The following is a 17,034-nucleotide window of genomic DNA, read 5'->3' on the forward strand; positions in this document are numbered from 1 at the left end:
TGAAACGGGCCATGCCGTAAAGACAGCTCATATTGGATCAGGACATTTTCTTGAAAACCCACGACGTTCTCAACCAGACACCCTCCATGATCGGCCTCAACGCCTATCTCGGCGATCCGTTGCTGATGCAGATCACCAAGCGGTTTCCGCAGGCGACCCGGACGGAGCTGGAACAAAGCGGCCGGTTTGTCCTGTCCGGTGATGCGCAGGATCTGGCGCGGCTCGCCAATACGGAAACGCCGAAGCTGCGCACCCATGACCGCCAGGGCTTTCGCGTCGACGTCATCGATTATCATCCGGCCTATCATGCGCTGATGCGCCGTTCCGTGGCGCAGGGCCTGCATTCATCCATCTGGGAAGACGGCCCGACGGAAAACGGCCTGCGCCATCAGGCGCGCACGGCGCGCTTCTATACGGCGGCGCAGCTGGAATGCGGGCATCTCTGCCCGATCACCATGACCAGCGCGTCGCTGGCGGCTTTGATGTCGTCGCCAAGCCTGTACCGCGAGTGGTCGCCGCTGGTCTTGCCGCGCAAATATGATTCCAGCAACAAATCCCCGGCCAAGAAGGCAAGCCTGACGCTCGGCATGGGCATGACGGAGAAGCAAGGCGGCACGGATGTGCGCACCAATACGACGCGCGCCGAACCCGCCGGCAGCGGCTTTTACCGGATTACCGGCCATAAATGGTTCATGTCGGCGCCGATGTCCGATGCGTTCCTGGTGCTGGCGCAGGCGCGGGAAGGCCTGTCCTGTTTCCTCGTGCCGCGCATCCTGCCCGACGGATCATCCAACGGCTTCCGCTTCCAGCGGCTGAAGGACAAGCTCGGCAACCGCTCCAATGCATCGTCCGAAGTCGAATTCGACAATGCGCTGGGCCAGATGGTCGGCGGTCCGGGCGACGGTGTCAAAACCATCATCGACATGGTGACGCTGACGCGGCTGGACTGTGCCATCGCTTCGGCCGGGATGATGCGCGCCGGTCTTGCCGAGGCGGTGCACCATGCACGCCATCGCATCGTGTTTGACGGGCCGCTGTTCGACAAGCCGCTGATGCTGCGGGTCATGGCCGACATGGCGCTGGATGTGGCCGGCGCGACGGCGCTGACCTTCCGGCTGGCCCGCGCCTTCGACAATGCGGCGCAGAATCGCGGCGAGGCGGCTTTTGCCCGGGTAATGACCCCGGTGGTGAAATACTGGGTTGCCAAGATCGCCCCCGCCTTGCTGTACGAGGCGATGGAATGCCTCGGCGGCAATGGCTACATCGAGGAGGGCAATCTTGCCCGCCATTACCGCGAAGCCCCGGTCAATGCCATCTGGGAAGGCTCCGGCAATGTCATGGCGCTGGACGTGTTGCGCGTTCTCAAGCGCGGGCCGCAGCTGTTCGACGAGGTGCTGAACTGGATCGGCGCCCAGCTCGGGCGCGGCGGGCAGGGCACGGTCGAGGTGCTGCGCGCCGCCATGCGTGTTGCGGAAAACGACGAAGGCGCTGCGCGCATCCTGACTGAACAGCTGGCGCTGGCCGCAGCGGGTGCGGAACTGCGGCACCTGCATTCGGAAGATATCGCCGATGCGTTCATCGAAACCCGCCTCGGCGGGCAGTGGCGCACCACCTACGGCATGCTCGATGCCCGTCACAACGCCAAGAGCATCGTCAACTCGCTCTATCCCCCGGCCAACTGAGCGCCGTTTCTGCGGGCTTCAACGGGGCCTCAATCCCACTGCTTTTCAGCGGTGCTGGGACCGCATTTGTCAAATACGTGCATCAGCCGCTGATCGGTCCTCTCGCAGGGCCGAAAAGTGCTCCGGCTAATACCTTCAATTTTAATAAAATTTTTTTAAATTAACCTTAACAAACGGTTTACGTTGCGTCTAAACTCTTAGCAGATATCAATGTGATTCGAAAATACCTCGTGATTTCACGGGGTTACACAACCCGCCACCGACTTCCCCGCTAGGAGAAATGAATGCGCAGCTTCCTGATATTCTGGGCAGGCCCGTTAAGCTTTCTGTGGGGTTGGTATTTTCTGTCGTACTACGATCTGAGCATGGGGATGTACTTCTTCAGCCGTGAAATGCACGATCTGGTCTTCACCATTTACGGCAATATTCTCGGGATCGCGCCGGACAGCATTCCGCCGCTGGTCGCCCGTGCCTGCATCGTCGATACGGGGCTGGTTTTCTGTCTGATCGCCTTCCGCCGCCGCAAGCAGATCATCGCCTGGGTCAAGGTGTGGCGGGAAAACCGTGCCGCCGCCGCGGCGTCGGCCAATACGGCGCTGGCCTATTCGAAGGAATTGCCGTCTGCGTTCTGACGCAGGCTCTGCAGGCGGTCCAATGCCCCTTGCAGGATGAACGCCGCCGCAGCGGAATCGATCCGCTCGGCGCGTTTTTGCCGTGATACATCCATGCCGATCAGCGCGCGCTCAGCCGCAACCGTCGATAGACGCTCGTCCCAGTAGACGAAGGGCAGGTCGGTCAGCTTTTCCATGTTGCGCACGAAGGCGCGGGTGGCCTGCACGCGCGGGCCTTCGCTGCCGTCCATATTGACCGGCAGGCCGATGACGATGGCGCCGACATTGTCGCTTTTCAGCGCCTTCAGCAGATCCTGCGCGTCGTGGGTGAACTTGCTGCGCTTGAGCACCGGGCGCGGATTGGCAAAGGAAAAACCCCGGTCCGAAATGGCGATGCCGATGGTTTTCGTGCCCAGGTCGAGCCCCGCGACGGTCTGGCCGTCGGCGACATGATCTTCGAGCTGTTCAATGGTCAGAACCGTCAAGGGTGTTTCCTGCACTTGAATTGGCCGGCGAAAGGCCGTTGTAATTCGCCGTTGTAATTCGAATGAATGTCACATAGCTGCAATAGACGGTTGTGGCGAGCAAAGACTGACACTGGAAGGGAAAACCCCATGAAGATTACCTGGCTTGGCCATTCGGCCTTTCGCATTGAAATCGCCCTGAGCACGATTCTGATTGACCCTTTCCTCAACGGCAATCCGGGTGCGCGCGGCGTCGACCCGAAGGAGGCGACACGCGGCGCCACCCACATCATCCTGACGCACGGTCATGGCGATCATGTCGGCGATACCGCCGCCATTGCCAAGGATACGGGTGCGGTGGTGATCGGCAATGCCGATCTGGTGACCTGGCTCAACAATCGCGGTGTCGCCCGGGTCGATCCAACCAATACCGGCGGGACCGTATCGCACAATGGCTTCACCGTGACCTATGCCAACGCGCTGCATTCCTCGGCACAGATCACCGAGGATGGCGTGTCGCATTCGCTGGGTTCGGCCAATGGCGTCGTCCTGCATTTCGACAATGAGCCGACGCTCTATCACATGGGCGATACGGACATCTTCTCCGACATGGCGCTGGTCAACGAACTGCACCAGCCGGAGATCGGCATCGTGCCGATCGGCGACCGCTTCACCATGGGCGGTGCCGTCGCCGCATTGGCAACGCAGCGCTATTTCAAATTCGCCAGGGCGATCCCATGCCATTACGGCTCGTTCCCGATCATCGACCAGACCGCCGACAAATTTGTCGCCGCGATGGAAGGCAGCAAGACGCAGGTCTTTGTCGCGGGGACAAATGATCAGTTTACGGTTTGAGTTTGGGTTGCTAAAGCCGTTGTGATTTTGGTCGTCACCACGACGATAGGCTGAGCTATTGGAGGTATTGTGCGTAAACTAATCCTGATTTCCTGCGTCATGGCGTTGTCGACACCGGCTTTCGCCCAGACAATCGATGCCAAGGGCGCCGATGAGCTTGCCAATACCCTGTCGAAATATGTCGGCAAGACCGCACTCAGCAACGGCATTCTCAAGGTAACGCCCGAGGCCGACGGCTACCGCGTTACCTTCAGCACCGATGCTTTCCTCAAAACCATGCCGAAGCAGGACCTGCTGAAGGGCAGCCTGGGGGATTACAGCATCCTGACCAAGCCGCTGGCCGACGGAACATGGAATGTGTCCTCGGGCAACATACCTGCGGCGGCCTTCGACGTGAGCGGGCCCAAGGGCCCTGAGTCGTTCCATTGGTCGGTCGATGGCGGCAGCTGGACCGGATTGTTCGATCCCAAGATCGGCACGTTCTCGACCTCGACCTTCGCCTATGATGCGTTCAAGCTGTCGCTGAAGTCGGCGGAACAGGATATCGACGCCAGCGCCAGCGGGGCAAAAGGGCAGATGCTTGCCAAGGCCGCTGCATCGGGCGGCATCGATATCGATATGACGCAATCCCTCGCAAATTTCAGCGAAACGATCGTCACGAAGCTCCCCACGCCTGATGCGGCCTCCGAAGAGGGCGAAGCAGCCAAGACCGAAACGCCGGCTGCCGGTGAACCGGTGAAGGTGACGCTGCGCAGCGGCGAACTCGGCAGCGTTGCCGAGGGCAAGGGCTTCCGCAACCGGGAGCTGCTGGACCTGTGGGCATTCGTCGTCGCCCATATGGACGAGAAGAAGCTCAACAAGGCCGGACAGGACGAGCTCAAGCTGAAGCTGCGGGCGTCCCTGCCGCTCTGGGACAAGCTCAAGGGCGAGTATCATTTCAAGGATTTCAACGTTGAAACGCCGCTGGGCAATTTCGCCGCCCAGAACATTTCGCAGGAAACCAACCTCGACGGCATCAGCAAGGATGGCGCTTATCACTACGCCATGCGCACCAACGGCCTGAAATATCCGGCCCTGCCGATCCCCGAATGGGGTGTGCCTTTCCTTCCGACCGATGTGGAACTGGTGATCGGGACTGCCGGTGTCGATCTCGATACGGTCGTCAAGGGCGCCATCGACGATATGGACCTGAACCGCGACAAGGTTCTCTCCGAGGAGTTTGAAGCGGCAACCGCCGCGCAGTTCCTGGTTGCGCCGCCCAAGCTGGTGATTTCGAAGAGCCTGGTGCGTACCGCCGATGCGGAGCTGACGGTCGAAGGCGAGATGACCTTTGCCGGCCTGAAGCCCGCCAGCCACACCACCTGGGAGATGGCCGGTTTCGACAAGGTTGTCGAGCGCCTGAACAAGGCGGCGGAAACCGACGCCGAAATCCAGAATTACATCACCTTCGTCAAGCTGGCGAAGGATTTCGGCACGGAAGTCGATGGCGGACGGATCCGGTGGGTCGTCGATCAGCAGGCCGACGGTTCGGTTGCGATCAATGGCAATCCCGTGAAAGGTCCGGACCCGGTTGTCGAACCCGGCAGCGAGGATGTCATTGATGTGCCTGCACCCGACGATGAAGAAGACAATCCGGATGCGCAGGCCGACAAGGCGCAGTAATCGGCGTCCGGCATGCCGACTTGTCCGTTGCGCTTGCCCGCAACGGACACTATAGCTGCTTGATCAAGAATTGAATTTTCGGGAATCCCAATGTCTGTCGATATTTCCACCGTCAAACGCGTTGCGCGTCTTGCCCGTATTGCCGTGAGTGAGGACGATGCGACCCGCATGACCGGCGAACTGAATGCCATCCTCGGTTTCGTCGAACAGCTGAACGAAGTCGATGTGGCGGGTGTCGAGCCCATGACATCGGTCACGCCCATGGCCATGAAGAAGCGCCGGGACGTGGTCAATGACGGCGGCAAGGCGGCCGATATCGTTGCCAATGCGCCGGTCACCGAAGAGAATTTCTTCGTCGTTCCGAAAGTGGTGGAGTAAGGCGCAGCCATGACGATCACGGTCGCCATCGAAACGCCCCTGCAGGATGACGTCCGCGCCCTTGTGGATGCGCTGAATGCGCATCTTCTGCCGCTGTCGCCGGTCGAATTCCAGTTCAAGATGACGGTGGAAGAGATGGCAGGCGCCGACGCCACGGTGTTCATCGCCCGCGACGAAACCGGGCGGGCGGTGGGCTGCGGTGCGCTCAAGCAGCATGACGCGGAAACCGGCGAGATCAAGCGCATGTTCACCCTGCCGTCCGTGCGCGGCAAACGCGTCGGTTCGATCCTGCTCGAGGCCATAACCGGGCTCGCCCGCGACAAGGGCATGTCCCGGCTTGTGCTGGAGACGGGCGTCGGCCCCGGATTTGACGCGGCATGGCGGCTGTATGAGCGTTCCGGCTTCATCCGCTGCGGTGCGCTCCTCGATTATCCGGATTCGGAACACAGTGCATTTTACGAAAAGCGGCTCGCCCTCGCGCCAGCCCAATAAACAGGACTTGATATGACCGATCTGACCGCTCTCACCATTGCCGAGGCGCGCGACCAGCTGAAAGCCAGGGCGATCACCGCCACTGAGCTGACCAGTGCCTATCTCAAGGCAATCGAGACCGCGAACGGGGCCCTGAACGCCTATATCGCCGTCACGCCGGAGAAGGCGCTTGACATGGCCAAGGCATCCGATGCCCGTCTGGCTGCAGGCAAGGCCGGGGCGCTGGAAGGCATACCGCTGGGTATCAAGGACCTGTTCGGCACCGAAGGCATCCACACGCAGGCCTGTTCGCATATTCTCGACGGCTTCAAGCCGCATTATGAATCCACTGTCACCTCCAATCTGTGGGCCGACGGCGCCGTGATGCTCGGCAAGCTCAACATGGATGAGTTCGCCATGGGGTCATCCAACGAAAGCTCCTATTACGGCCCGGTGAAAAACCCGTGGCGCGCCAACGGCTCCAATGCCGATCTGGTGCCCGGCGGTTCGTCCGGCGGCTCGGCCGCTGCGGTCGCCGCCCGCCTGTGCGCCGGTGCGACGGCCACCGATACCGGCGGTTCCATCCGCCAGCCCGCCGCCTTCACGGGTACCGTCGGCATCAAGCCGACCTATGGACGCTGCTCGCGCTGGGGCATTGTCGCCTTCGCCTCGTCGCTGGATCAGGCCGGACCGATTGCCCGCGACGTGCGCGATGCGGCGATCCTGCTCAAATCCATGGCCTCGGTCGATACCAAGGACACGACATCGGTCGATATCGCCGTTCCCGATTACGAATCCATCATCGGCAAGCCGCTGACCGGCCTCAAGATCGGCATTCCCAAGGAATACCGTGTCGAGGGCATGCCGGAAGAGATCGAAAAGCTGTGGCAGCAGGGCATTGCCTGGCTGAAGGACGCCGGTGCATCCATCGTCGATATCTCGCTGCCGCACACGAAATACGCGCTGCCGGCCTATTATATCGTGGCCCCGGCGGAAGCCTCGTCGAACCTTGCCCGCTATGACGGCGTGCGTTACGGCCTGCGCGTGCCGGGCAAGGACATTGTCGACATGTATGAAAGGACCCGCGCCAGCGGTTTCGGCGACGAGGTCAAGCGCCGCATCATGATCGGCACCTATGTGCTGTCAGCCGGTTATTACGACGCCTATTACCTGCAGGCGCAAAAGGTGCGCACCCTGATCAAGAAGGATTTCGAGGACGTCTTCCATGCCGGCGTCGATGCGATCCTGACACCCGCAACCCCGTCGGCAGCCTTCGGCATCGCCGATCAGGATCTGGCGTCCGATCCGGTGAAAATGTACCTGAATGATATTTTCACGGTCACGGTCAACATGGCGGGGCTTCCCGGCATCGCCGTGCCTGCCGGACTGGACAGCCGGGGCCTGCCGCTTGGCCTGCAGCTGATCGGACGCCCGTTCGACGAGGAAACCCTGTTCCAGACCGCCTATGTCATCGAACAGGCCGCAGGCAGGTTCAACGCGCCGAAATGGTGGTAATCAGGCCTGCCACGCAAGCCGACATCGCGGCGCTGGCCGCGGTCGGCTCACGGGCCTGGGCATCGAATATTTTCTCGTTTGAACCGGAACTGCCCGGCATGCGCGCGCATGTCGAGCGTGCCTACCAAGCCTTTGCCGAGGAACATTTTGCCCGCGTGCTGGTTGCCGAGGTGGATGGTGTCATTCTCGGCTGGGGCGCGCGCGAAAAGAACGATGACTACATCTCGGATATGTGGGTCGATCCCGGCCATCAGGGGCAGGGCATCGGTTCGCTCCTGCTCAAGGCGCTGAAAGCCGACATTGTCGCGGCGGGATATGCAACCGCCCGGCTTGAATCCCATGCGCGCAATGCGGGTGCCATACGCCTGTATGAGCGCGAGGGCTTTGAAATCGTGCACCGGAGCCTTGAATGGTCGGAGAGCCTCGAACGCAAGATCGAGAAGGTCAAAATGCTGGCGAACCTGACGTAGGAACTTTCAATGTTTTTCTTTGTTTCCAAGGTGTTCTGGTTCGTTGCTCAACCCTTGAATTTTTCCATTCTGCTGATGGGCCTCGCATTTTTTGCCGTGTGGTTCTCCTGGCGGCGCACGGCGATGACCGCATCCGCCGGGGCATTTCTGATCCTGGGGCTGGCCGTCTGGAGTTCGCTGGGCGCGCTTCTCATGCACCCGCTGGAAGACCGGTTCCAGCGCCCGTCGCCCGCACCGCCGCACGACGATGGCATCATCGTCCTTGGCGGCGGTTTCGAAGGCGGGGTCAATCTGGTGCGCGGCGGCTACGAGCTCAATGCCAGCGGTGACCGCTTCGTTGAAACGGCAGTGCTGGCGCGGCGTTACCCCGAGGCAAAAGTTGTGGTCACCGGCGGCGGCGGCACACTGGTGCTGGAGGGCGAGGGCGATGCCGCCACGGCGCCGCGCCTGTTGACGGCGCTCGGCGTTGCCGCCGACCGGCTGGTTCTCGAGAATGAATCGCGCAACACCTACGAGAATGCCCAGTTCACCAAAAAGCTGCTCGATATCAAACCCGGCGAGACGTGGCTGCTCGTCACGTCCGCCTTCCACATGCCCCGTTCGGTCGGGCTGTTCCGCAAGGCGGGCTTCGACGTGGTGCCGTGGCCTGCCGATTACCGCACCTCCGGCATCGAATATCCCGGATTTGCCCAGGACAACCCGATCGATTCCCTGCAGAACCTGACGATCGTCCTGAAGGAATGGGTCGGGCTTTTCGCCTATTGGGCGACCGGCCGCACCGATGAACTGTTGCCGTCGCCATGATGAAGCAGGTGGACGTTCTCATCATCGGGGCGGGCGCTGCGGGCATGATGTGCGCTGTCGAGGCGGGCAAGCGTGGCCGCTCGGTGCTCATTGTCGATCACGCCAGGGCGCCGGGCGACAAGATCCGCATTTCCGGCGGCGGGCGCTGCAATTTCACCAATCTCAACGCCGCCCCGCAGAACTACATCAGCAGAAACCCGCATTTCTGCATTTCCGCGCTGCGCCGCTATACCCAGCGCCATTTCATCGCGCTGGTCGACCGCTATGGCATCGCCTGGCATGAAAAGACGCTGGGCCAGCTGTTCTGCGACGGTTCGGCCAAGCAGATCATCGATCTGCTGGTCACGGAGATGAAGCAGGCCAATGTCGAGCTGCGGTTGCAGACGGTGGTCGAGTCCATCGAGGCGACGGCGGGCGGTTATACCGTTGCGCTGTCCGGCGAGCGCGTGCGCTGTACCTCGCTGGTGGTCGCCTGTGGCGGCAAGTCCATTCCCAAAATGGGCGCAACCGGCTTTGGCTATGATGTTGCCAGGCAGTTCGGCCTGGCGCTGACCGACATCCGCCCGGCGCTGGTGCCGCTGACCTTCGATGACAACACGCTGGCGCCGCTGAAACCCCTGTCCGGTATTTCCGTCGATGCCGTCATCAGCCACGGCAAGACAAAATTTGCCGAAGCCATGCTCTTCACCCATCGCGGTCTCAGCGGCCCGTCGATCCTGCAGATATCGTCCTATTGGCGCGAAGGCGACACGATCAGCGTCGCCATGCTGCCGGGTGTCAAAATTCTTGACGCGCTGCGCGCCGCCCGTGCGCGCAATGGGCGGCAGGCGCTGCAGACAGCCCTGTCGGAGCTTCTGCCGAAGCGGCTGGCGCAGCTGATCGCCGAAAACAGCGGCATCCACAGCCATCTCGCCGATGTCTCCGACAAGCAGTTGCTCGGCGTCGAGAAGGCCATCAATGAATGGCAGGTCAAGCCCGCCGGCTCGGAAGGCTACCGCACGGCGGAAGTCACGCTGGGCGGTGTCGACACGGACGGGCTCGACCAGAAGACGATGGAAGCCAAATCCGTCAAGGGTCTCTACTTCATCGGTGAAGTGGTCGACGTGACGGGCTGGCTCGGCGGCTATAATTTTCAGTGGGCCTGGTCATCCGGCTGGGTGGCAGGGCAGGCGGTTTAGGAGAAAGCAGTGATGGATGATCTGAACTGGCGTGTCGAGGAAGCATGTTTCAATGCGTGGCCGTCGCCGCGGCAGGTTCTGCATGGCGGCTGGCTGCTGCGGTTTTCCGGCGGCGGCGTTCGCCGCACCAACTCGGTCAACCCTTTGCGCGGACCGCGCGCCGAACCCGCCGGCGTGATCGATGCGGCGGAAAAACTCTATGGCGCGCTCGGCCGCGACTACATTTTCCGGGTTCCGACCATCGCCGATGAAATGGAGTCGCATCTGGTCGAGCGCGGTTACCGCTTCGAGGGCGGCAGCACGGTTCTGTATTGTGACCTGCGCCGCCATCGCCCAGGCGGCGCTGCTGCCGCCGAACTGTCGCGCGAGATGACGCCGGGCTGGTCGCGTGACGGCAGGCGCATCTCCGGCTGGTCGGATGATGAGCAGGCGGTTTTCACCGATATGATCGCCTCCATCGTCGTGCCAAAGGCCTTTGCCTCCGTCACCATGGATGGCCGGATCGTCGCGAAGGCCTATGGTGCCATCAGCAACGGCCTGCTGGTGCTGGAATCCGTCGCCACCGATGCGGATCACCGCAAACGCGGCTATGGCCAGCGGGCGGTTGGAACCTTGCTCGACTGGGCGCGGGACGAAGGCGCCGAGGGTGCCTGCCTGCAGGTTCTCACCGACAACCAGCCGGCGCGGGCGCTCTACGCCTCGCTGGGTTTTGACCGCGAACTGCACAGCTATCACTATCGCCGGAAACCATAGTCGGCAAGAATCTCCGGCAATGCCGTTAATCGAATTGCCTGATGCCGGGAAACCTGCTTCCCTGACGGCACAGCGTGTCTGTTGAAGCCGCTGTGCAGTCAAACTGGGAGGGAAGACAGCCATGTGGATCAAACTGACCGACGTCAACGGCGATCTCATCACACTCAACTTTGCCCATGTCGTATCGTTCAACCCTTATGGGACGGGAACGCACATCGTGACCGTAACCGCTGGCCTGACCTTCTTCGTCAAGGAAACGATTGACCAGATCCAGCGCAAGGTCGGCATCGAGTCCATCTAGGCCGCCACGCGATCACCCCGGTTGCAAAGCCCTTGATGCGTGGTTCGACAAGCTCACCATGAGGGATGTGGTTTGGCTGCAATGCCAATCGCGGGCGCTGCAGAATATCGCCCGCTGCAATCCACGACCTCCCTCATGGTGAGCTTGTCGAACCATGCACCACAACCACGCACTCAGCCTCGGCCACGCCGGTTGCGTTAACCATAAGAGCGGGATCATCCCGGCCAGAACGGCCTTTTACTGTTGTTTCATAGTGTAATATTTACGTGATATTTACGGACGGGGAACCTTTTTACGATTTGTTGGTTTTATTCAAACGAGAGTCAAAATCGGATACAAATAGTGATTTGTTAAATCGTTTGAATTTTCTTAATGTCACAATGCATCCGAAATACAGACGCATGCTGAAACAGGATTATTCTCTTGGCGAGAGTAGTTTAACTAGAGGTGTGAACAATGCTAACAATAAATAAAGAAACGTCGTCGCCGTCTGAAGCACGTGTCATCAAACTGCCGAAGGTCGGCGTGAAGTCGAGCGCAACAATGGTCAAGGCCGCCGCCAAATTGGCAGAGCCATGTGACAAGCGCACCATTTCGCAGATCCTTCGCGAATCCAGCGGCGGCTTCAGCTTCCGCCGTTAATTCCCCGATATTCTTTTTGTCTTGAATACCGATATCCCGCCCTAGAGCGGGATATTGTCATGTTTCTTCCAGGGATTTTCGAGATCCTTGTTGCGCAGCATGCGCAGTGCCCGTGAAACCCGCTTGCGCGTGGAATGGGGCATGATCACCTCATCGATGTACCCGCGCTCGGCCGCCACGAACGGCGACAGGAACCGGTCCTCGTAGCGTTTCGTGTGCGCCGCGATTTTCTCCGCATCGCCAATATCCTTGCGGTAGATGATTTCCACCGCGCCCTTGGCACCCATCACCGCGATCTGCGCCGACGGCCAGGCATAATTGATGTCGCCGCGCAGATGCTTGGACGCCATCACGTCATAGGCGCCGCCATAGGCCTTGCGCGTGATGATGGTGATCTTCGGCACCGTTGCCTCCGCATAGGCGAACAAGAGCTTGGCGCCATGCTTGATCAGGCCGCCATATTCCTGCGCCGTGCCGGGGAGGAAGCCCGGCACGTCGACGAACGTGACGATGGGAATGTTGAAGCAGTCGCAGAAGCGGACGAAGCGCGCCGCCTTGCGCGAGGCATCGCTGTCCAGCACCCCGGCCAGAACCATCGGCTGGTTGCCGACGATGCCAACGGTGCGGCCCTCGACGCGGCCGAAGCCGACGACGATGTTTTTGGCAAAACTTTCCTGGATCTCGAAAAAATCGGACTCATCGACGGTTTTGCGGATCAGCTCCTTGATGTCGTAGGGCTTGTTGGCATTGTCCGGCACCAGCCGGTCGAGCGAGTAATCCGGCTCGTCCGTGTCCTGGAAACATTCGATCTCGGGAATATCGGCGGTGTTGGATGCCGGGAGAAAATCAATCAGGCGGCGCATCTGCAACAGCGCCGCCACGTCATTGTCATAGGCGCCGTCGGCAATCGACGATTTGGTGGTGTGGATCGACGCGCCGCCCAGCTGCTCGGCCGTCACCGTTTCATTGGTCACGGTCTTCACCACATCCGGCCCTGTGACGAACATGTAGGACGTGTCGCGCACCATGAAGATGAAATCCGTCATGGCGGGGGAATAGACGTCGCCGCCCGCACACGGTCCCATGATCACCGAAATCTGAGGGATAACGCCGGAGGCGAGCACGTTGCGCTGAAAGATTTCCGCATAGCCGCCGAGCGCCGCCACGCCTTCCTGGATACGCGCGCCGCCCGCATCGTAGAGCCCGATGACCGGCGCGCGGTTGCGCAGGGCCATGTCCTGGATTTTCTGCACCTTTTCCGCATGCGCCTCGGAGAGCGAGCCGCCGAACACGGTAAAATCCTTGGCGAAGACGAAAACCGTGCGCCCGTTGATGGTGCCCCAGCCGGTCACGACGCCATCGCCGGCAAATTTTGTCTCTTCCATACCGAAATCGGTGGAACGGTGTTCGACGAACATGTCGAACTCCTCGAACGAGCCTTCGTCGAGGAAAATGTCGATGCGCTCGCGCGCCGTCAGCTTGCCGCGCTTGTGCTGGGCCTCGATCCGCGTCTTGCCGCCGCCCTCCCGCGCAATGGTCCTGCGGCGCTCCAGCTCGATCAGCACATCCTTCATGGCATCCTCCTCATTGTGACATTTCTGATATCAGGACAAACCGGCCTGCGAAAGCGGTTTGTCGGCGATATCAAACGGCCGTCGCGGCGAAATTCCGGCGGCGTGATTGCCATCCCGTCCCAAGTCGGGCTAAGCCTGTTCCTGGAGTCCTGTCGGACAAAACTGTTTCGGGGGAAACATGGAAGGCTCGCCACAACCACGGTTCGGCCGTCCGGCTGAATATACCGGTCACCGGTTTGCGTTCTCCGGCACCGCCAAGGAATATTTCGGCATCTGGATCGTCAATGTATTGCTGACGATTGTGACGCTCGGCATCTATTCCGCCTGGGCAAAGGTGCGGCGCAATCGCTATTTCTACGGCAATACCAAACTGGCCGATGGCCGGTTCGATTATCACGCCCGACCGAAGCAGATTCTGATCGGCCGCGTCCTCGTCGTCGGCTATCTCATCCTCTACAATATACTGCTGCGGTTTTCGCCGCTCCTCGGCGGGCTGCTCGGCCTGGTGTTCATCGTCGCGATCCCCTGGCTGATCGCGCGCGGCCTGCGTTTCAGCGCACGCGTCACCAGCTACCGCAATGTGCGCTTCGATTTCACCGGCGGTTATTGGGGGGCGGTCAGGGCTTTCTTCCTGAGCAGCCTTGTGGCGGGGATTTCCTTTGGCCTGCTCGCGCCCGTCGCCAGCCGGTGGACCTTGCGCTACACGCTCGGCAACCTGCGCTATGGCGGCAAGGTGTTTTCGCCGGACCCGACGATCGGCTCGCTTTATCGCGTCTGGGTTTTACCTGCCATACTCACGGTTGCCGGGCTTTTTCTTTTCGGAATCCTGATCGCTGGCGCATCGGCCGGGCTTGCGGCAATGAAGGCGCAGGCTTCGAGCGGCGAAGTGGCATTCATTCTGCTCATATATCTTCTGTTCGTGCCCGTGCTGCTGATCTATGCCGTCACGGGGCTGCTCTATTCCGCCGGCATACGCAACGCCGGTCTGAGTGCCACGACATTCGATGACAGGCACTATCTCTATTCCGACATGCCGCGCTGGACCTATGCCTGGGTGATGATTTCCAATCTGGTTGTGACCATCGTCACCCTCGGTCTGATGCGGCCCTGGGCCGCCGTCCGGCTGGCGCGCTTCCACGCGGACTATACGGCCATTGTCTTTGACGGCGATGTCGGCGAGATTTTCTCGGATATCAAGGACAGCGGTTCGGCTGTCGGTTCGGAATTCATGGATATCGAAGGTATCGACTTTGGCTTCTGACATGGGAAAACTGACGACAGGCCTCTGGTACCGCGAAGGATCGAGCGCGGGCCGGGGAGCCAGTCTGGTTTTCGCCGACGATGCCGTATCGGTCGTTGCCGTGGACGGAACGGTCCTGTCCGCCGCCGCCTTCGATCAGATCGGCATCAGCGACCGTGTCGGGTCGATACCGCGGCGCCTGACCTATCCCGACAGGACCAGTTTCGAGACGATGGACAATGACGCCATCGATGCGCTGGTGGCGGCGCAGCAGGGGCGCAGCGCCGGGTGGGTGCACCGGCTGGAGCGGTTCCACCCCCGGCTGCTGGTGCTCGTCCTCCTGACCTTTGTCTTCGCCTTCTCGATCTACCGTTTTGCCGTGCCCGCGCTGGTCGAAGTCGCCGTTGTGGTCACGCCGCCGGTTGTCCCCGCCCTCATGTCGAAAGGGACGCTGCAAACGCTCGACACCACGGTTTTCTCCCCCAGCACGTTGCCGGACGCCGACAAGGCCAAGCTGAACGAGGGCTTCGGCAAACTCGCGGCCAAATCCAGCCTCGGTGCTGGCGGCTTCAACCTGAATTTTCGCGATGGCGGCATCATCGGCCCCAATGCCTTCGCCTTGCCGGACGGCACGGTCGTCATCACCGACCAGCTGGTCAGGCTGGCGGATGGCGACACGGACATGCTGCTCGGCGTGCTTGCCCACGAGATCGGCCATGTGGAGCTGAAACACAGCCTGCGCCAGCTCTACCGCGCCGCCGGGGTTGCCGGGCTGATCATGCTGATCGGCGGCGATATCGGCGGCAGCACCCATGACGTGCTGGTGCAGGGCGGCGGTTTGCTGGCCTTGTCCTATTCACGTGCCGACGAAAGCGCCGCCGACCGGCACAGCGTCGAACTGATGCAGAAGGCCGGTTTTGACCCCGCCGCCATTGCCCGATTCTTCGCGCTGGTGGAGGACAAGCTCGACGACCACAGCCCCACCAGCATGCTGCAAACCCATCCCGGCACGCCCGAGCGGCGGAAAATGGTGCTCGACTATGCCGGGGCGCTGAAGGCGAGGGCCGGGACGGGCAACTAGTTCAGGCCAAATCTTGGACGAAAGCCGCCAGCTGGTCGATGGCGGTGCCCCAGCCCTCGTCAAATCCCATTTCTTCATGCTTGCGGGCGTCGGCGGTGTCCTTGTGCAGAACGCGCGAGGCGTAGCGGGTGCCGCTGCCCTCGGCTGCGAAGGTGATGATTGCGGTCAGGGCCAGCCAGGGTTCGGCCGGTTTCCAGCCGCCGGTCATGACGGTGGTGAACACCAGTTTCGCTTCCGGCACGATCTCCAGGAAACAGCCGTCGACATGCGGCTGGAAATCGCCGCCGTCCTCGCGCATGCGCGTCTCGAACGCGCCGCCGGGGTGAAGGTCGAGCTGGACCACCTTGCATTCGATGGGGGCGGGGATCCACCATTTCGCCAGATGCTCCGGCGTGCTCCAGGCCTTCCAGACGAGGGCGGGCGGCGCCTTGATGAAACGCGCAATGGTCAGTTCGGATGGGTCAACCGGCATCTTCAACACTCCCGTGCATCTGGGTTTCGACATAATCGGCCAGCCGGTCCGCCCGGCCCTGCCAGAGGGCCCGCTGCTCGGCGAGCCAGGTTTCGGCGGCCGCGAGCCTTTCGGTATCCACCCAGCAGGTGCGCACGCGGCCGATCTTTCTGGAATGGATCAGCCCGTCGGCCTCAAGCACCCGCAGGTGCTTCATGAAGGACGGCAATCCCATGGCAAAGGGTTCCGCCAGTTCCTTGACCGGGGCGGGGCCGCGGGTCAGGCGGCTGACCACCGCCCGGCGGGTGGGGTCGGCGAGGGCGTGAAAGGCGGCATCCAGCGATATCTGATAGTTTTCCATATGGAGAACTATAGTCAAAAGTTTTCCATTTGGCAAACTGTTTTAGGTGCAGAAGTGTATTGCGCTAATCCGCCAGCCGGACACCGGCGCCGCCGGCGCGCTCGGTGCCCTTGTCGAGAAAGACCACCCCAGCCGCCGTCAAGGCGTCCTTGAGATCGTCAAGCGTCCGGTCATAGGGGATGCGTTTGCCGGTTTCGAAGGTTGCAATGGTCGCCGGCGCAACCTTTGCCACGTCCGCAAGCCTGGATTGCGACCAGCCAATCAGAGCGCGTGCGGCACGGCACTGTGCGGGGGAGAGTATCACTCTATTTCAGCCTGACACCCGGCCCGCCGTCGACGGTCTGGCTATCGGCGAGGAAGGAAACCCGTGCCTCAAGCACCTGTATGATGGCTTGCAGATTGTTGGTCACCGGCGTTGACCTGCCGGTTTCGAAATTGCGGACGGTGGACAGGCCAACCCGCGCAGCCTTGGCCAGATCCTCCTGAGACATGTTGGTGAGCGCGCGTGCGGCCCTGCATTGATCGGCGGTTAAAGGCTTTT

Annotated in this window: 20 protein-coding genes and 1 pseudogene; 14 read left to right on the plus strand and 7 right to left on the minus strand. The window is 61.2% G+C overall.

Translation table 11 applies throughout. The features are described from left to right. Nucleotides 1–50 precede the first annotated feature (50 nt). Both ACZ5FP_RS10730 and ACZ5FP_RS10735 read left to right on the plus strand, forming a co-directional pair. The gene (locus tag ACZ5FP_RS10730) at nt 51–1,682 is read left to right on the plus strand and encodes an acyl-CoA dehydrogenase family protein (RefSeq protein ID WP_464660048.1); all 1,632 of its coding nucleotides are present in this window, start codon (nt 51–53) and stop codon (nt 1,680–1,682) included. Nucleotides 1,683–1,966: 284 nt separating this feature from the next. Continuing rightward, nucleotides 1,967–2,314: a DUF6105 family protein gene (locus ACZ5FP_RS10735; RefSeq protein ID WP_464660050.1), complete on the plus strand. Its 348-nt coding sequence runs from the start codon at nt 1,967–1,969 to the stop codon at nt 2,312–2,314. On the opposite strand, the gene ruvX is transcribed toward ACZ5FP_RS10735, so the two are convergent. Then, a complete protein-coding gene (gene ruvX, locus ACZ5FP_RS10740; protein ID WP_105733017.1) occupies nt 2,284–2,778 on the minus strand; it encodes a Holliday junction resolvase RuvX in 495 nt (164 codons plus the stop codon). The two genes, ACZ5FP_RS10735 and ruvX, sit on opposite strands and share 31 nt — an antisense overlap. 129 nt (nt 2,779–2,907) lie before the next feature. On the opposite strand from ruvX, the gene ACZ5FP_RS10745 reads away from it, so the two are divergent. From ACZ5FP_RS10745 to ACZ5FP_RS10790, 10 genes are all read left to right on the plus strand, one after another. Continuing rightward, on the plus strand, nt 2,908–3,612 hold the full coding sequence (locus tag ACZ5FP_RS10745; RefSeq protein ID WP_464660053.1) for a metal-dependent hydrolase: 705 nt from the start codon (nt 2,908–2,910) through the stop codon (nt 3,610–3,612). Nucleotides 3,613–3,681: 69 nt separating this feature from the next. After that, the gene (locus tag ACZ5FP_RS10750; RefSeq protein ID WP_464660055.1) at nt 3,682–5,274 is read left to right on the plus strand and encodes a hypothetical protein; all 1,593 of its coding nucleotides are present in this window, start codon (nt 3,682–3,684) and stop codon (nt 5,272–5,274) included. Between the two features lie 90 nt (nt 5,275–5,364). Then, nucleotides 5,365–5,652 carry an Asp-tRNA(Asn)/Glu-tRNA(Gln) amidotransferase subunit GatC gene (gatC, locus tag ACZ5FP_RS10755; protein ID WP_223615153.1) on the plus strand — a complete coding sequence of 96 codons (288 nt, stop codon included), beginning with the start codon at nt 5,365–5,367 and terminating at the stop codon, nt 5,650–5,652. Between the two features lie 9 nt (nt 5,653–5,661). Beyond that, nucleotides 5,662–6,144 (plus strand): GNAT family N-acetyltransferase, encoded by a 483-nt coding sequence (locus ACZ5FP_RS10760; protein ID WP_464660057.1) that lies wholly within the window; start codon nt 5,662–5,664, stop codon nt 6,142–6,144. Between the two features lie 12 nt (nt 6,145–6,156). Then, nucleotides 6,157–7,638 carry an Asp-tRNA(Asn)/Glu-tRNA(Gln) amidotransferase subunit GatA gene (gatA, locus tag ACZ5FP_RS10765; protein WP_346307125.1) on the plus strand — a complete coding sequence of 494 codons (1,482 nt, stop codon included), beginning with the start codon at nt 6,157–6,159 and terminating at the stop codon, nt 7,636–7,638. Then, entirely contained in the window at nt 7,629–8,108 is a 480-nt protein-coding gene (locus ACZ5FP_RS10770) for an N-acetyltransferase family protein (RefSeq protein ID WP_464660059.1), read from the plus strand. The genes gatA and ACZ5FP_RS10770 overlap by 10 nt, the downstream gene beginning before the upstream one ends. 9 nt (nt 8,109–8,117) lie before the next feature. After that, nucleotides 8,118–8,912 (plus strand): YdcF family protein, encoded by a 795-nt coding sequence (locus ACZ5FP_RS10775; protein WP_464660061.1) that lies wholly within the window; start codon nt 8,118–8,120, stop codon nt 8,910–8,912. Beyond that, nucleotides 8,912–10,090 (plus strand): BaiN/RdsA family NAD(P)/FAD-dependent oxidoreductase, encoded by a 1,179-nt coding sequence (locus ACZ5FP_RS10780; protein ID WP_464663239.1) that lies wholly within the window; start codon nt 8,912–8,914, stop codon nt 10,088–10,090. Before ACZ5FP_RS10775 ends, ACZ5FP_RS10780 begins: the two co-directional genes overlap by 1 nt. Before the next feature lie 12 nt (nt 10,091–10,102). Continuing rightward, a complete protein-coding gene (locus ACZ5FP_RS10785) occupies nt 10,103–10,843 on the plus strand; it encodes a GNAT family N-acetyltransferase (protein WP_464660063.1) in 741 nt (246 codons plus the stop codon). Between the two features lie 121 nt (nt 10,844–10,964). After that, on the plus strand, nt 10,965–11,144 hold the full coding sequence (locus tag ACZ5FP_RS10790; protein ID WP_346305684.1) for a hypothetical protein: 180 nt from the start codon (nt 10,965–10,967) through the stop codon (nt 11,142–11,144). A 437-nt stretch (nt 11,145–11,581) separates the two neighbouring features. Here the strand turns inward: ACZ5FP_RS10790 and ACZ5FP_RS10795 are convergent, their stop codons facing one another. Together ACZ5FP_RS10795 and ACZ5FP_RS10800 are read right to left on the minus strand one after the other, a co-directional pair. Next, nucleotides 11,582–11,737 (minus strand): hypothetical protein, encoded by a 156-nt coding sequence (locus ACZ5FP_RS10795; protein WP_464660065.1) that lies wholly within the window; start codon nt 11,735–11,737, stop codon nt 11,582–11,584. Between the two features lie 90 nt (nt 11,738–11,827). Next, nucleotides 11,828–13,360, minus strand: a complete 1,533-nt coding sequence (locus ACZ5FP_RS10800) for an acyl-CoA carboxylase subunit beta (RefSeq protein ID WP_464660067.1) — start codon at nt 13,358–13,360, stop codon at nt 11,828–11,830. 178 nt (nt 13,361–13,538) lie between these two features. Between ACZ5FP_RS10800 and ACZ5FP_RS10805 the strand changes: the two genes are divergently transcribed. Beyond that, nucleotides 13,539–14,621 (plus strand): YjgN family protein, encoded by a 1,083-nt coding sequence (locus ACZ5FP_RS10805; RefSeq protein ID WP_464660069.1) that lies wholly within the window; start codon nt 13,539–13,541, stop codon nt 14,619–14,621. 1 nt (nt 14,622) lies between these two features. Next, the gene (locus ACZ5FP_RS10810) at nt 14,623–15,681 is read left to right on the plus strand and encodes a M48 family metallopeptidase (protein WP_464660071.1); all 1,059 of its coding nucleotides are present in this window, start codon (nt 14,623–14,625) and stop codon (nt 15,679–15,681) included. Nucleotide 15,682: 1 nt separating this feature from the next. On the opposite strand, the gene ACZ5FP_RS10815 is transcribed toward ACZ5FP_RS10810, so the two are convergent. The 4 genes and pseudogenes from ACZ5FP_RS10815 to ACZ5FP_RS10830 all read right to left on the minus strand — a co-directional run bounded on the left by ACZ5FP_RS10815 (nt 15,683) and on the right by ACZ5FP_RS10830 (nt 16,984). After that, nucleotides 15,683–16,153, minus strand: coding sequence for an SRPBCC family protein (locus ACZ5FP_RS10815; protein WP_464660073.1), 471 nt, complete (start codon nt 16,151–16,153; stop codon nt 15,683–15,685). Next, nucleotides 16,143–16,511 (minus strand): ArsR/SmtB family transcription factor, encoded by a 369-nt coding sequence (locus ACZ5FP_RS10820; protein ID WP_464660075.1) that lies wholly within the window; start codon nt 16,509–16,511, stop codon nt 16,143–16,145. The genes ACZ5FP_RS10815 and ACZ5FP_RS10820 overlap by 11 nt, the downstream gene beginning before the upstream one ends. 52 nt (nt 16,512–16,563) lie before the next feature. Next, a pseudogene (locus ACZ5FP_RS10825) lies at nt 16,564–16,797 on the minus strand (helix-turn-helix transcriptional regulator); the annotation flags it as partial. 1 nt (nt 16,798) lies between these two features. Continuing rightward, a complete protein-coding gene (locus ACZ5FP_RS10830; RefSeq protein WP_464660077.1) occupies nt 16,799–16,984 on the minus strand; it encodes a helix-turn-helix domain-containing protein in 186 nt (61 codons plus the stop codon). Nucleotides 16,985–17,034 lie beyond the last annotated feature (50 nt).

This window comes from Phyllobacterium sp. T2-21 (assembly GCF_055378485.1).

Excerpts from the sequence above, each read along its gene's own strand:
- ACZ5FP_RS10735 (WP_464660050.1), top strand. The coding sequence starts at position 1,967 with ATGCGCAGCTTCCTGATATTCTGGGCAGGCCCGTTAAGCTTTCTGTGG.
- ACZ5FP_RS10745 (WP_464660053.1), top strand. The coding sequence starts at position 2,908 with ATGAAGATTACCTGGCTTGGCCATTCGGCCTTTCGCATTGAAATCGCC.
- gatC (WP_223615153.1), top strand. The coding sequence starts at position 5,365 with ATGTCTGTCGATATTTCCACCGTCAAACGCGTTGCGCGTCTTGCCCGT.
- ACZ5FP_RS10760 (WP_464660057.1), top strand. The coding sequence starts at position 5,662 with ATGACGATCACGGTCGCCATCGAAACGCCCCTGCAGGATGACGTCCGC.
- gatA (WP_346307125.1), top strand. The coding sequence starts at position 6,157 with ATGACCGATCTGACCGCTCTCACCATTGCCGAGGCGCGCGACCAGCTG.
- ACZ5FP_RS10770 (WP_464660059.1), top strand. The coding sequence starts at position 7,629 with ATGGTGGTAATCAGGCCTGCCACGCAAGCCGACATCGCGGCGCTGGCC.
- ACZ5FP_RS10775 (WP_464660061.1), top strand. The coding sequence starts at position 8,118 with ATGTTTTTCTTTGTTTCCAAGGTGTTCTGGTTCGTTGCTCAACCCTTG.
- ACZ5FP_RS10780 (WP_464663239.1), top strand. The coding sequence starts at position 8,912 with ATGAAGCAGGTGGACGTTCTCATCATCGGGGCGGGCGCTGCGGGCATG.
- ACZ5FP_RS10785 (WP_464660063.1), top strand. The coding sequence starts at position 10,103 with ATGGATGATCTGAACTGGCGTGTCGAGGAAGCATGTTTCAATGCGTGG.
- ACZ5FP_RS10790 (WP_346305684.1), top strand. The coding sequence starts at position 10,965 with ATGTGGATCAAACTGACCGACGTCAACGGCGATCTCATCACACTCAAC.
- ACZ5FP_RS10795 (WP_464660065.1), bottom strand. The coding sequence starts at position 11,737 with ATGGTGCGCTTGTCACATGGCTCTGCCAATTTGGCGGCGGCCTTGACC.
- ACZ5FP_RS10800 (WP_464660067.1), bottom strand. The coding sequence starts at position 13,360 with ATGAAGGATGTGCTGATCGAGCTGGAGCGCCGCAGGACCATTGCGCGG.
- ACZ5FP_RS10805 (WP_464660069.1), top strand. The coding sequence starts at position 13,539 with ATGGAAGGCTCGCCACAACCACGGTTCGGCCGTCCGGCTGAATATACC.
- ACZ5FP_RS10810 (WP_464660071.1), top strand. The coding sequence starts at position 14,623 with ATGGGAAAACTGACGACAGGCCTCTGGTACCGCGAAGGATCGAGCGCG.
- ACZ5FP_RS10815 (WP_464660073.1), bottom strand. The coding sequence starts at position 16,153 with ATGCCGGTTGACCCATCCGAACTGACCATTGCGCGTTTCATCAAGGCG.
- ACZ5FP_RS10830 (WP_464660077.1), bottom strand. The coding sequence starts at position 16,984 with ATGTCTCAGGAGGATCTGGCCAAGGCTGCGCGGGTTGGCCTGTCCACC.